Here is a 12,997-nt window from a genome sequence, read left to right on the forward strand (position 1 = left end):
GAGCGGAGCGCGAAGCGCGCAGTCGAAACCGGGTCGGGCGGGTGTCAGCGGTTGTCGAGGATGAAGTCGATGCAGCGGATCAGCTGGCGCACGTCGTCGGGCTCGATCGAGACGAACGTCGCCACGCGCAGCTGGTTGCGCCCGAGCTTGCGGTAGGGCTCGGTGTCGACGACACCGTTGGCGCGCAGCGTCTTGGCGATCGCGGCCGCGTCGACGCTGTCGTCGAAGTCGATCGTCACGACGACGGGCGAGCGGTGCTCCGGGTCCGCGACGAAGGGCGTCGCGACGTCCGACGCCTCCGCCCACGCGTACAGCGCGCTCGAGGACTCCGCGGTGCGCGCGGCCGCCCATTCCAGCCCGCCGTTGCCGAGGATCCAGTCGAGCTGGCTGTCGAGGAGGTGGAGGGTCGCGAGCGCGGGGGTGTTGAGCGTCTGCTGCTTGCGCGAGTTGTCGACGGCCTGCGCGAGGCTCAGGAAGTCGGGGATGTAGCGGCCGCTCGCCGCGATGCGCTCGATGCGCTCGATGGCGGCCGGGGACATGGCGGCGAGCCACAGCCCGCCGTCCGAGCCGAGGTTCTTCTGCGGGGCGAAGTAGTAGACGTCCGTCTGCGTGACGTCGAAGTCGATGCCCCCGGCGGCGCTCGTCGCGTCGATCACCGTGAGCGCGCCCTCGTCGCCGTGCACGCGCGCGATGGGCGCCGCGACGCCGGTGGAGGTCTCGTTGTGGGGCCACGCGTACACGTCGACACCGGCCACGGCGGCGGCCTCGACCCGCGACCCGGCGGGCGCCTCGCGCACGTCGGGAGCCTCGAGCCACGGCGCCTTGGCCGCCTTGGCGAACTTGCCGCCGAACTCGCCGAACGTGAGGTTCTGGCTGCGGCGCTCGATCAGGCCGAAGGCAGCGGCGTCCCAGAACGCGGTGGACCCGCCGTTGCCGAGCACGATCTCGTAGCCGTCGGGCAGTCGGAACAGCTGCGCGAGCCGCTCGCGCACGCTGCCGACCAGGTCCTTGACGGGTGCCTGACGGTGGGACGTCCCGAGGAGGGACGTGCCCACGGCCGCCAGGGCCTCGATCTGCTCGGCCCGCACCTTCGAGGGCCCGCAGCCGAATCGTCCGTCGGCGGGCAGCAGGTCGGCGGGGATCGTGAGCGTCATGCGCCCCATCTTAGGGACCATCGCACGAGCGGCCGAGCCGCCGCCCGCGGCCCGGTCGGATGGGGGGCCTGCGCGGGCGCGGGCACGCGCCTGAGCCGATCCGCGCTCGATAGGATGGCCTGAGATCCCGCGCGATTCCGCTACTTCTGACAGGGCTGCCATGACCGACCTGATCGACACCACCGAGATGTACCTCCGCACCATCCTCGAGCTCGAGGAGGAGAACATCGTGCCGCTGCGCGCACGCATCTCGGAGCGGCTCGGCCACTCCGGCCCCACGGTGTCGCAGACCGTCGGCCGCATGGAGCGCGACGGACTCGTCGTGGTGGGGGAGGACCGCCGCCTCGAGCTGACGGAGGCCGGGCGCCAGAAGGCCGTCGACGTCATGCGCAAGCACCGGCTCGCCGAGCGCCTGCTGTCGGACGTGATCGGGCTGGACTGGGCGTACGTCCACGAGGAGGCGTGCCGCTGGGAGCACGTCATGAGCGAGCAGGTCGAGCGCCGCCTGGTGGAGTTGCTCGGCCACCCGACGGAGTCGCCCTACGGCAACCCGATCCCGGGCCTCGACCAGCTGGGCGGCACGCCGGCCCACACGTTCGAGGAGGGGGTCGTAGGCCTCGTCGAGCGCCTCAACGCCGAGGGCGCGCCCGTCCGCGGCACAGTCCGCCGCCTCGCCGAGCCCGCGCAGGTGGACCCGGAGCTGCTGCAGCAGCTGCGGGAGGCCGGCGTGGTGCCGGGCGCACTGGGCGCCTACCGGTACAACGAGGGCTACGTCCTGGTGCAGATGGACGGCCAGGAGGACGGCCTGGAACTGCCGGTCGAGATCGCCTCGCACATCTTCCTCGTCGACGACCGCGTCCCGGCCTGAGCCGCGTCGTTCCGGGCGTCTCGGGGCTCGCCAGGCCCGAGCGTCGGCACCCGTTCCGCCCGGTTCTCCACACATTTTCCGGATGAGTGTGACAATTTCGTTATCTTCCTCTACTCTTGGGGGATGCCCGGGGTGAACCTCACTCGGGCTGATCCGTGGGAAATCGCCTGAGCGGCTCGTCGTTTCCACGGACTGCACACTGTGCCCCGACAACCAGTGCTGACGAGCCGGCGTGCCCGAACGCGAGGCGATGGAGGAACCAGATTGTCCGAGAACGATTCGTCACCCGTCGCACCCGACACCGACAGGACGAGCCTCGCTCCCACCGGCGCCGAGGCGCGCGTGAGCTCCCCGGCGCTCGTCCGCTCCACGATTCGCCGCGCCGAGCGCGAGGCCCGCCGTGCGGCCGCCCCCCGCATCCGCCCGCTGCGCGCGGCGGGCACCCTCGCCGCCGTCGCCGCGCTGATCGCGGGAGTCGCCGTCCCGGCGTACGCCGCGATCCGCTCCGAGGGCACGGCGGTCACGATCCACGACGTCGCGGCCGACCAGGCCCAGTCGCTCGTCGTCGCCTCCGAGGTCGAGAAGCCCAAGATCGCGGGCTCGAACTACTCCGCGACCACTCCCGAGGAGATCGCGCAGGCCCGCGCCGAGAAGGCCGCCGCCGAGCGCGCCCGCGAGCAGGCGGAGGCCGCTGCGGCCGCCGCGGCTGCCGCAGCCTCGGCAGCTGCCGCCGCGCCCGCCACTGCATCCGTCGCGCCCCAGACGTACGCGGCCCCGGCCGCGAGCGGCTCGGTCGTGTACCCGCTGTCCCCCGGGTCGTACACGGTGGGCCAGAGCCTCGGCGCCGGCCGCGGCCACCAGGGTCTCGACCTGCTCGCCCCGACGGGAACGCCGATCTACGCGATCGCCGACGGCGTCGTGTCGTACTCGGGCTACTCGGGTGCGTACGGCAACCTCGTGACGTTCAACTCCACGGTCGACGGCGCCGCGGTCGAGGTGCGCAACGCGCACATGTCGACGATCGCCGTCTCGGCCGGCCAGGCCGTCAGCGCGGGCGAGATCATCGGCTACGTCGGCTCGACGGGCCGGTCCACCGCCCCGCACCTGCACATCGAGATCCGGGTCAACGGCGGCATCGTCGACCCGCTCTACTGGCTGCCCTGAGCCCCGGCCTTCCGGCCGCACGCGACGAGGCCCGCGCCCCTCTGGGTGCGGGCCTCGTCGCGTCGCGGGTCGCGGCGGAGGTCGACACACCCGGAAGTTCACCGGATGTTCGACGCCGGGCCCTCCGCGGTGGGCTACTCTGTTCCCGTCGCCGAGAGGCGTGAAGGGAGAAGCCGATGGACCGAATACCCCGCATCCGCACCACGGATGCGCTCGGTCGTTACGTCCTTCGGCATCGTGTGCACACGGGTCGCGGTCTCCCCGCGCCTGAGGCGCTGTCTGCGTGACAGCGCCTTTTTTCGTCTCTGCACACCCTTCGCACCTGCAGGTGGCGCTGGTTCGAGAGCCCGGAAGCCGTCCGGGACCCATCGAAAGGACGCAGATGCGCACGCTGGTGTTGAACGCGGGCTATGAGCCCCTCGCGGTGATCTCCTTCAAGCGAGCCCTCGTGCTCGTGATGAACGAGAAGGCGACCGTGATCGAGCGCGACGAGAACGAACCCGTCTGGGGCACGAGCGCCTCGTACGACCGACCGGCGGTGATCATCCTCACCCGGTATGTGCGCGTGCCGGCCGCGCGGCGCATCCCGGTGACCCGCCGCGGCGTGCTGCGCCGCGACGGCTACCGGTGCGCGTACTGCGGCAAGGCGGCGTCCACGATCGACCACATCCTGCCCCGCTCCCGTGGCGGCGCCGACTCCTGGGAGAACCTGGCCGCCTGCTGCCTGCGCTGTAACAACGTCAAGGGCGACCGCACGCCGCAGGAGATGGGCTGGGAGCTGCGGATCACGCCCCGCCCGCCGCACGGCACCGCGTGGACCGTCCGCGGCGCGGAGCGCACCGACCCGCGGTGGGAGCCCTATCTGGCCCTCGCCGCCTGACGGCGCCGAGAGTCCGCGTTCGCGGCGTGTCCGCGTCTGTCCGCCCCGGCCGTTTTCCTGAGCCCTGTATTCTGTGGGCCGCATCAACGCCCCGCTCGGAGGGGGCGCGGGCACACTGACGCAAGGGGGTCCGGTCGTGGCGAGGAAGTCCAAGACGGAGAAGGCCGCACAGGCGGCGGAGGCGGCGGCGGACGCCGCGAAGGACGCCAAGCGGCTCAGCAAGACGCTGCCGAAGAAGCACGCCAAGAAGCTGTTGTCGCTGGCAGAAGAGGCCAAGGAGGCGGCGGATGTCTCCAAGAAGAAGCTCGTCCGCAAGCCGCGCAAGGTCGAGCGCACGGCGACGGCGGCCGTCGCGGCGCTGACCAAGGCGACCGAGAAGATCGAGGCGAAGCTCGAGGCGAAGGCGGCCGAGAAGAAGGCGGCCGAGAAGCTCGTCGCGAAGGCGCGCAAGCGCGCGGAGCGCGCCGCGGCGGCGGAGACCCCGGCCGGACCCGAGCTGCCGTCGCGCGCGGAGGCGCCCTCGCCCGTCGAGGCGCCCTCGCCCGCTGAGGTGCCGACCGCCGAGGTCGCGCCTCCCGCCGACGTCGAGTCGCCGGCCGTCAACGGCATCCCGGCCCCGTCCGTGGCGGCCGAGCCGGCCCCCGAGCGCCGCAAGCCGCGCGCCGCGGTCGCGCCGTTCCAGGCCGACGACCTGACGTCGCTCACGGTGCCCGAGCTGCGGGCCCGCGCCCGCGCGGCCCAGCACCGCGGGTACTCGCGCCTGACGAAGGCGCAGCTCATCGAGCTGCTCTCCTGATCCGGTGCGGCACGTCTACGACCGCGCCGCGGCGGCCCCGGCCCCGCGCACGCTGATCGACATCCTGCGCGAGACGGCGCGGCGGCATCCGGAGGCCTCGGCGATCGAGGACGAGACGGGCGCACTCAGCTACGGAGAGCTGCTCGCCCTGGTGTGGCGCACGGCCGCGCGCCTGCGTGAGCAGGGCGTCGTCCGCGGCGACCGGGTCGGCGTGCGGATGCCGTCGGGCGATCGCGAGCTGTACCTGTCGATCCTCGGCATCATGGCCGCCGGTGCCGCCTACGTGCCGGTCGACGCCGACGATCCGCAGGAGCGCGCGGACCTCGTGTTCGGCGAGGCCGGGGTGCGCGGCGTCATCGGCGCGGACGGGACGTTCCGCCCCGCGGCGGGGGAGGCCCGGAACAGCGCCGCGGCGGCCACGCTGTTCGCGGGCGAGGACCCGCATCCGGGCACTCACGCGACGCCGGTCATCGAGCCGCCCGGGATCGACGACGACGCCTGGATCATCTTCACGTCCGGGTCGACGGGCGTCCCGAAGGGCGTCGCCGTCACGCACCGCTCGGCCGCGGCCTTCGTCGATGCCGAGGCCCGCCTGTTCCTGCAGGACGCGCCGCTCGGGCCCGGCGACCGCGTCCTCGCGGGGCTGTCGGTCGCCTTCGACGCGTCGTGCGAGGAGATGTGGCTCGCGTGGCGGCACGGGGCGTGCCTGGTGCCGGCGCCGCGCGCGCTCGTCCGCTCGGGCGAGGATCTGGGCCCGTGGCTCGTCGGGCACGGGATCACGGCGGTGTCGACCGTGCCGACGCTCGCCGCGCTCTGGCCCGCCGACGCGATCGAGAACCTGCGCCTGCTGATCTTCGGCGGCGAGGCGCTGCCGCCCGAGCTCGCCGCGCGGCTCGTCGACGAGGGGCGCGAGGTGTGGAACACGTACGGGCCGACCGAGGCGACCGTGGTCGCGTGCGCGGCGCTCATGGACGGCCACGGGCCCGTGCGCATCGGCCTGCCGCTCGACGGCTGGTCGCTCGCGGTCGTGGACGCCGAGGGGCAGCCGGTCGCGGAGGGCGAGGTGGGCGAGCTCATCATCGGCGGCGTGGGCCTGGCGCGCTATCTGGATCCCGCGAAGGATGCCGAGAAGTACGCCCCGATGCCGACGCTGGGATGGGAGCGCGCCTACCGGTCCGGCGACCTCGTGCGCGCGGACGCGGCCGGCCTGGTCTTCCAGGGGCGGGCGGACGACCAGGTCAAGATCGGCGGACGCCGCATCGAGCTGGGCGAGGTCGAGGCGGCGCTGCAGGCCCTGACGGCCGTGTCGGCGGCGACCGTGGCGGTGCAGCGCTCCGAGGGCGGCGTGCCGCTGCTGGTCGGCTACGTCGTCCCGACCGAGGGCTTCGACCGGCAGACGGCGCGCGCCGAGCTCGCCGAGACGCTGCCGGCCCCGCTGATCCCGCTGCTCGCGGTGCTGGACGAGCTGCCCGTGCGCACGTCCGGCAAGGTCGACAAGGCCGCACTGCCGTGGCCGCTCGAGAGCGGTGACGCGGGGGACTCGGGCCTGTCGGACACGGCGGCGTGGCTCGCCGAGCAGTGGGTCGCGGTGCTCGGTACGCGCCCCTCCGACGAGTCGGCCGACTTCTTCCAGCTCGGCGGCGGCTCGCTCGCCGCGGCGCAGCTCGTGTCGCGGATCCGGGCGCGCGCGCCGGAGTTCACGATGGGCGACGTGTACGACCTGCCGAGACTCGGCCAGATGGCCGCCGCCGTGGAGGCCGAGGCCGCCCGCGACGCGGAGCCGTCGGGCTTCAGCACCGCCCGGCCGACGCCGCGCCGCATGCAGCGGCTGCAGACGCTGCTGGGGGCGCCGCTGCTCGCCCTCGGCGGCGCACGCTGGGTCGTGTGGCTGCTCGCGGCGAGCTGGCTGCTGCAGCTCGTCCCGGGCTTCGAGTTCCTGCCCGACGCGCCCGGGTGGCTCATCCTGATCGGCATCCTCGTGTTCGCCACGCCGTTCGGGCGCATGGCGATCGCGGCGCTGGCCGCGCGCCTGCTGCTGGCCGGCCTGAGACCGGGGGACTACCCGCGCGGCGGCGGCGTACACGTGCGGCTGTGGCTGGCCGAGCAGGTGTCGCAGCAGATCGATCCCGTCGGCCTGGCCGGCGCCCCGTGGGTGACGTACTACGCGCGGGCGCTCGGCGCCCGCATCGGCCCGGGCGTCGACCTGCACACGCTTCCACCCGTGACCGGCATGCTCCAGGTGGGAGCGGGCGCGGCGATCGAGCCGGAGGTCGACCTCAGCGGCTACTGGATCGACGGCGACACGGTCCGGATCGGCGGCATCCGCATCGGCGCGGGCGCGACGATCGGCGCGCGCAGCACGCTCGCACCCGGCGCCCGCATCGGCCGCGGCGCCGAGGTCGCGCCCGGCTCGGCGGTGTTCGGCCGGGTCAAGGCCGGCCAGCGCTGGGCCGGTTCGCCCGCCGCCCGCGTCGGCGCGGCGACCGGACCCTTCGCGCCGCACCGCCCGCCCGCCCGGCGCCGGTGGCTGTGGGCGTACGCGGGCTCGTCGGCGGCCGTGGGCCTGCTGCCGTTCGCCGGGTTCGCGGCGGGCGGGCTCGTCGTGGCGCAGGGCATGCGCGGCGCCGAGTCGCTGGCGGCCGCGGTGCCCGCCGTGGCGGCATGGCTCGTGCCGGGCGTGCTCGTGGCGGGCCTGACGTTCGCCGCGGGCGTCGTGGCGCTCGTGCGCCTGCTGTCGCTCGGGCTGGCCGAGGGCGTCCATCCGGTGCGCGGCCGCATCGCGTGGCAGGCGTGGACGATCGAGCGCCTGCTGGACTCGGCGCGCACGCTGCTGTTCCCGATCTACTCGAGCCTGTTCACCCCGATCTGGCTGCGCCTGCTGGGTGCGAAGGTCGGCCGCGAGGTCGAGGCGTCGACCGTGCTGCTGATCCCGTCGATGACCGAGATCGACGACGGCGCGTTCCTCGCGGACGACACGATGGTCGGCACCTACGAGCTCCGCGGCGGCTGGATGCGGCTGGCCAAGGCCCGGATCGGCAAGCGGGCGTTCCTGGGCAACTCCGGCCTGGCGGCCGCGGGACACCGCGTGCCGAAGAACGCGCTCGTGGCGGTGCTGTCCGTCGCGCCGCAGAAGGCGAAGGCCGGCTCCTCCTGGCTGGGGTCGCCCGCCGTGCGCCTGCGCCGCGTCGTCAACGAGGCCGACCTGGAGCGCACCTATCGCCCCCGGGCCTCCCTCCGCGTGGCCCGCGCCCTGTGGGAGCTGTGCCGGATCGTGCCCGTGATCCTCACCTGCGCTCTGGGCGCCGCCGTGATGCTCGTGCTGGCGGCCCTGATCGGGCAGCTCGGCCTGGTCGCAGCGATCCTCCTTTCGGGAGTCGTGCTGCTGGGCGCCGGTGCGCTCGCCGCGGGCCTGACGACCCTGGCCAAGTGGACGATCGTCGGTCCCATCCGCCCGGGGGAGCATCCGCTGTGGTCGAGCTTCGTGTGGCGCACCGAGGTGTCCGACACGTTCACGGAGATGCTCGCGGCTCCGTGGTTCGCGAACGCTGCGGCGGGCACGCCCGCGCTCGCGATGTGGCTGCGCACGCTCGGGGCGAAGGTGGGCCGCGGAGTGTGGACCGACAGTTACTGGCTGCCCGAGCCCGACCTCGTGACCCTGGGCGACGGCGCCACCGTGAACCGCGGATGCGTGGTCCAGACCCATCTGTTCCATGATCGTGTGATGAGCATCGACACCGTGACCCTCGAACCGGGCGCGACCCTGGGACCTCACAGCGTGATCCTGCCCGCCGCGACGATCGGCGCGGACGCGACCGTGGGGCCGGCGTCGCTCGTCATGCGCGGCGAGGTCGTCCCCGTCGGCAGCCGCTGGAGCGGCAACCCGATCGGGCCGTGGCGCGCGGTGAAGGTGCGGCGGTACGCCCGGGTCGCAGCCGGGTCGGGCCGTTCGTGACGGTCGACGAGTACACCCCCCAGAGCGGGGATCCGGGCATCCGGATCCGGCACTACGACCTCGTGCTGGACTACCGGGTGTCGACCAACCGCCTGAGCGGCGTCGCGACGGTGCGGGGGACCGCGCTCGCCGTCACGCGGACGGTGTCGCTCGACCTGGTCGGGTTGCGTGCGACGCGCGTGCGCGCCGGCGACGGGGCCGACCTCGCCCACCGCCAGAGCGACCGCAAGCTGCGCGTGACGCTCGGGCGGCCGCTGGAGGCGGGGGAGGAGTTCGCGTTCACCGTGTCGTACGCCGGCGCGCCCCGGCCGCGCCGCACGCGGTGGGGGACGATCGGCTGGGAGGAGCTGGAGGACGGCGTGATCGTCGCGTCCCAGCCGACGGGCGCGCCGACGTGGTTCCCGTGCAACGACGTGCCCGCCGACAAGGCCACGTACCGGATCGAGCTCACGACGGACGCCGCCTACACCGTCGTCACGGGCGACGCGGTCGTGCCGCCCGTGCGTCGGGGGCGGCGCACGTGGGCCATCGCGTACGACGTGCCGACGCCCACGTACCTCGTGACGGTGCAGCTCGGGCGTTACGTGCGACGTCCCGTGGACCTGGGGTCCGTGCGGGGCGCGCTCGTGCATCCGCGTGCCCTCGCGCCCCGCGTCGACGCCGACTTCGCGGACCTGCCGCGCATGATGGCGGCGTTCGAGCGGTGCTTCGGCCCGTATCCGCTGCCCGGTTACACCGTGGTGGTCACGCCGGACGAGCTGGAGATCCCGCTCGAGGCGCAGGGCGTCGGCGTGTTCGGCGCGAACCACGTTGACGGACGCGGCGGATTCGAGCGCCTGATCGCGCACGAGCTGGCGCACCAGTGGTTCGGCAACAGCGTGGGCGTGGCGCGCTGGCGCGACATCTGGCTCAACGAGGGCTTCGCGTGCTACGCCGAGTGGATCTGGTCGGAGGAGTCCGGCGGGGCCGACGCGCACGCGAAGGCGCTGGCCCACCACGCCCGCCTGTCGAAGCTTCCCCAGGACCTGGTGCTGTCCGATCCGGGCCCGGAGCTGATGTTCGACGACCGGGTGTACAAGCGCGGCGCCCTGGCCCTGCACGCTCTCCGCCTCACGGCGGGCGATGCGGCGTTCTTCGAGCTGCTGCGCGAGTGGACGCGCCGCCATCGCGCGGCCACCGCCACGACCGCCGACTTCCTCGCGCTGTGCGCGGAGCTCGCGGGCGCGGAGGCCGCGGCGATCCTGCCCCCGTGGCTCGACGCCCCCGCCCTCCCCGCGCTCCCGCCCCTGCCCGCCTGATCGGGCGGGGGCGAGCCGCCCGACATCCCCGTGCCGGCCGGGAAGCCGCTTTACGGCTGAACGGCCCAGCTGCGATACTGAACGCATGTCCACCGCAGAGTTCCACGGTTACGTGAGCGTCCAGCGCCGGGGCGTCATCGCGCTGCCCGCGGAGCTGCGCCAGCGGCTGCACCTGGACGAGCCCGGTGCTCAGCTCGAGGTGACTGAGCGGCCCGACGGCGTCGTCGAGCTCCGGCCCTCTCTACCGGTCCCCGCTGATCAGGCCTGGTTCTGGACGGAGCGCTGGCAGCAGCGTGAGCGCGAGGTCGATGAGCACGTCGCAGCCGGCGAGGTCACGACCTTCGACACGGGCGAGGACTTCCTCGCCCACGTCGATCGGCTTGACGAGTCCTCGTGAAGTTCGAGGTCACGCCGAGCTTCGACAGCGACGTGCGTCGCCTGAAGCCCGAGCACCTGGCCGAGTTCCGTCGGGTTGTTCGCGAGAAGTTCGTGCCCGCCTGTGACGCCTACGCCGCGGATCCCGCGACGCCCTGGCCGGCATCCCTGCGCGTCAAATCGGTGCGGTCCGCTCCGGGGGTGCTCGAGATGACGTGGTCGTTCGCTTCGCCGGACGGCCGCGCGACGTTCGAGCTCGTGACCGTCGACGGCGAGGTGCGGGTGCGCTGGCGGCGGGTCGGCGGTCACGACGTCTTCAGGAATCCCTGACCCACCGATCCGGCGCCTTGCTCCGGCGTCACGAGCGCGGGGGAGGGGCGATCGCGATGCTCAGCACGTGCTCCGCGGGACCGGGGATCGTCGCGACCTCGATGGCGGGGGCGCGGCCCGGCACGCTCGCGATGACGGCGCCGGGCAGGGAGAGCGCGGAGGCCGGTCCGAACCGGACGTCCGCGGGCGGCACGCGCACGCCGCGCCCGTCGGCCTTGAGCGCGGCCTCGATGCGCGTCCATCCGCGCAGATCCGGCGGCGGCGCCGGCGCGAACAGCCGGTCGAGATCCGGCAGTCGCTGCGCGGCATCCCCCGCCTCCACGTCGACGCCGATCGCGGCGGCTTCGGTGGCGCGGGCCGCGGCCGCGACCACGAGCGGTCCGGCATACGCCACGCTCAGCACGACGGGCGCGGCGACGGCCCGTGGCCGCCCGTGCGCGCCGCCGCATCGGTCGCACCGGCTCGACAGCGTGATCGGATGACCGGGGGCGAGCTCTCCGATCAGCTCGGCCAGCAGCATCCGTCCCGTGAGGAACCTGCTCGCCGCCGTGCCGTTCAGCCCGGCCCAGCGCCGCCGTTGCGCATCCCCCAGCGCGTCGAGGAGCGCGTCGGCCTCGGTCGGCGTGCCGCGGTGAGCGTGCGCCCAGGCCACGAGGGCCGGGCCCACGCAGATCCTGTGCCGGGCGCCCCCGCTCTGTTGCGGCTCCGACCGATCCGCCCTGTGGACACGGCCTGCCGTCATCCGCATCGCGTCATTCACGTCGCATACCGCCACCCGTACCCGTAGCGCGCAGGGCGCGAGGCGCTACGCGCGGAGGACCTTCTCCATCGCCTTCCCGCGGGCGATCTCGTCCACGAGCTTGTCGAGGTACCGGATCTTCTGCATGAGGGGATCCTCGATGTCCTCCACGCGCTTGCCGCAGATCACGCCGGTGATGAGGGAGGCGTTCGGATGCAAGCGGGCGTCCGCGAAGAACTCCTCGAACGTCGTGCCCGCCTCGAGGTGGCGAGCCAGCTCGGCGTCGTCGAAACCCGTGAGCCAGGTGATCACCTGGTGCAGTTCCTCGCGCGTACGGCCCTTCTTCTCCACCTTCGTGACGTAGTGGGGGTACACGGATGCGAAAGGCATCGAGAAGATCCGGCTCACGTCAGCAAGGGTAACCCCGCATCGGTGCCCCTGGAGGGACTCGAACCCCCAACCGTTTCCTTAGGACGGAACTGCTCTTCCATTGAGCTACAGAGGCTGGCCCGGCCAGTCTAGCCGGGTGCGGGACGCGGCACGGCGCCACCCGGGCCGAGCCGGATGGCGCCGTGCGGGGAGTCGCGCGCTACTGCTGCAGGGCGAGCGCGAAGCGAACGCCCTCCTGCGTCACCTGAGCGTCGAGCACCTTGTCGTCGAGCTCGCCGGCCGCAGCCTCTTCGAGGAAGACGCGGGCCTCGCCGTTCTCGACGACGGTGTCGCCCTGCTCGGGCGCCGGCGCGAGCGTCAGCGCGTAGCCCTCGGCAGACGCGCTCGTGCCCTGGATGCGAAGACCCGCGGTCGCGGCATCCGGGGTCTGCGAAACGATGGTGCGGACGGCGTCCGCGGCGTTCTCGGTGAGCGTGAGCATGATGTGCTCTCCTTCCCTCGGGACCGGCCACGATTCCGAGAATGAGAGCGGGATGCAAGCATCACGCCCGACGCCCAGCAGATACACACCTGCATCGGGCGCCGGGCGTGACCGGCTCAGAGGCGCGTCAGTGCGCGGCCTCGTACGCCTCGATGATCGTCGCCGGAACGCGACCGCGCTCCGAGACCTTGTAGCCATTCTGCTTGGCCCATTCGCGGATCGGACCGTAGTCCGTCTGACCGCCGCGGCGCCGCCCCCGAGGCGCCGAAGAGGACGAGGATCCACCCGACATGCGTCGGGCGGCCGAGATATAGGGCGTGAAGGTGTCGCGGAGAGACTGCGCATTCTCCGCGGTGAGGTCGATCTCGTAGCTCTTACCGTCAAGGGAGAAGAGTACGGTCTCGCCTTCGCCGGGCTCCAGGACGGTGCCGTCCAGGTCGTCGACGAGCTGATGAACGATTTTCCTTGCCATGAGGAGATCATAACTCGTCATGCCGGCATACCGGTGGGTAATTCTGCCCGGCGTTTTGCGGTCCGTCGCGCCGGATAGGGGTCCGATATGGAGCAAAG

13 protein-coding genes and 1 tRNA gene are annotated in these 12,997 nt (G+C 73.1%); 8 read left to right on the forward strand and 6 right to left on the reverse strand.

From position 1 onward, the window contains the following. Positions 1–44: 44 nt before the first annotated feature. On the reverse strand, positions 45–1,154 hold the full coding sequence (gene serC, locus IEX37_RS09155) for a phosphoserine transaminase (protein WP_188755957.1): 1,110 nt from the start codon (positions 1,152–1,154) through the stop codon (positions 45–47). 160 nt (positions 1,155–1,314) lie between these two features. Between serC and IEX37_RS09160 the strand changes: the two genes are divergently transcribed. The 8 genes from IEX37_RS09160 (at position 1,315) to IEX37_RS09195 (ending at position 10,817) form a co-directional block, all read left to right on the forward strand. After that, entirely contained in the window at positions 1,315–2,022 is a 708-nt protein-coding gene (locus IEX37_RS09160) for an iron-dependent transcriptional repressor DtxR (protein WP_188755958.1), read from the forward strand. Positions 2,023–2,286: 264 nt separating this feature from the next. Then, positions 2,287–3,186: a M23 family metallopeptidase gene (locus IEX37_RS09165; RefSeq protein ID WP_229663179.1), complete on the forward strand. Its 900-nt coding sequence runs from the start codon at positions 2,287–2,289 to the stop codon at positions 3,184–3,186. 382 nt (positions 3,187–3,568) lie between these two features. Continuing rightward, the gene (locus IEX37_RS09170) at positions 3,569–4,066 is read left to right on the forward strand and encodes an HNH endonuclease (protein WP_188755959.1); all 498 of its coding nucleotides are present in this window, start codon (positions 3,569–3,571) and stop codon (positions 4,064–4,066) included. Between the two features lie 136 nt (positions 4,067–4,202). Next, positions 4,203–4,862 (forward strand): hypothetical protein, encoded by a 660-nt coding sequence (locus IEX37_RS09175; protein WP_188755960.1) that lies wholly within the window; start codon positions 4,203–4,205, stop codon positions 4,860–4,862. Between the two features lie 4 nt (positions 4,863–4,866). Continuing rightward, positions 4,867–8,814: a Pls/PosA family non-ribosomal peptide synthetase gene (locus IEX37_RS09180; protein WP_188755961.1), complete on the forward strand. Its 3,948-nt coding sequence runs from the start codon at positions 4,867–4,869 to the stop codon at positions 8,812–8,814. Next, the gene (locus tag IEX37_RS09185; RefSeq protein ID WP_188755962.1) at positions 8,811–10,112 is read left to right on the forward strand and encodes a M1 family metallopeptidase; all 1,302 of its coding nucleotides are present in this window, start codon (positions 8,811–8,813) and stop codon (positions 10,110–10,112) included. The genes IEX37_RS09180 and IEX37_RS09185 overlap by 4 nt, the downstream gene beginning before the upstream one ends. Positions 10,113–10,197: 85 nt before the next feature. Next, complete coding sequence (locus tag IEX37_RS09190; RefSeq protein WP_188755963.1) at positions 10,198–10,509, forward strand: AbrB/MazE/SpoVT family DNA-binding domain-containing protein; 312 nt, start codon at positions 10,198–10,200, stop codon at positions 10,507–10,509. Then, positions 10,506–10,817, forward strand: coding sequence for a hypothetical protein (locus IEX37_RS09195; protein ID WP_188755964.1), 312 nt, complete (start codon positions 10,506–10,508; stop codon positions 10,815–10,817). The genes IEX37_RS09190 and IEX37_RS09195 overlap by 4 nt, the downstream gene beginning before the upstream one ends. A gap of 28 nt (positions 10,818–10,845) precedes the next feature. Here the strand turns inward: IEX37_RS09195 and IEX37_RS09200 are convergent, their stop codons facing one another. From IEX37_RS09200 to IEX37_RS09220, 5 genes are all read right to left on the reverse strand, one after another. Next, a complete protein-coding gene (locus tag IEX37_RS09200) occupies positions 10,846–11,484 on the reverse strand; it encodes a 4'-phosphopantetheinyl transferase family protein (RefSeq protein ID WP_188755965.1) in 639 nt (212 codons plus the stop codon). A 138-nt stretch (positions 11,485–11,622) separates the two neighbouring features. Further along, a complete protein-coding gene (locus IEX37_RS09205) occupies positions 11,623–11,964 on the reverse strand; it encodes a DUF2200 domain-containing protein (RefSeq protein ID WP_188755966.1) in 342 nt (113 codons plus the stop codon). Positions 11,965–11,989: 25 nt separating this feature from the next. Then, positions 11,990–12,061: transfer RNA gene (locus IEX37_RS09210), tRNA-Arg, on the reverse strand. An 84-nt stretch (positions 12,062–12,145) separates the two neighbouring features. Beyond that, positions 12,146–12,427, reverse strand: a complete 282-nt coding sequence (locus tag IEX37_RS09215) for a Fe-S cluster assembly protein HesB (protein ID WP_188755967.1) — start codon at positions 12,425–12,427, stop codon at positions 12,146–12,148. 127 nt (positions 12,428–12,554) lie between these two features. Beyond that, the gene (locus IEX37_RS09220) at positions 12,555–12,899 is read right to left on the reverse strand and encodes a histone-like nucleoid-structuring protein Lsr2 (protein ID WP_188756000.1); all 345 of its coding nucleotides are present in this window, start codon (positions 12,897–12,899) and stop codon (positions 12,555–12,557) included. Positions 12,900–12,997 lie beyond the last annotated feature (98 nt).

It is taken from the genome of Microbacterium album (assembly GCF_014643695.1).
In the GTDB taxonomy this organism is placed as follows: Bacteria; Actinomycetota; Actinomycetes; order Actinomycetales; family Microbacteriaceae; genus Microbacterium; species Microbacterium album.

What these genes read in the sequence shown, in the direction of transcription:
- serC (WP_188755957.1), bottom strand. Translation starts at nt 1,154, where the DNA reads ATGACGCTCACGATCCCCGCCGACCTGCTGCCCGCCGACGGACGATTC.
- IEX37_RS09160 (WP_188755958.1), top strand. Translation starts at nt 1,315, where the DNA reads ATGACCGACCTGATCGACACCACCGAGATGTACCTCCGCACCATCCTC.
- IEX37_RS09170 (WP_188755959.1), top strand. Translation starts at nt 3,569, where the DNA reads ATGCGCACGCTGGTGTTGAACGCGGGCTATGAGCCCCTCGCGGTGATC.
- IEX37_RS09190 (WP_188755963.1), top strand. Translation starts at nt 10,198, where the DNA reads ATGTCCACCGCAGAGTTCCACGGTTACGTGAGCGTCCAGCGCCGGGGC.
- IEX37_RS09215 (WP_188755967.1), bottom strand. Translation starts at nt 12,427, where the DNA reads ATGCTCACGCTCACCGAGAACGCCGCGGACGCCGTCCGCACCATCGTT.
- IEX37_RS09220 (WP_188756000.1), bottom strand. Translation starts at nt 12,899, where the DNA reads ATGGCAAGGAAAATCGTTCATCAGCTCGTCGACGACCTGGACGGCACC.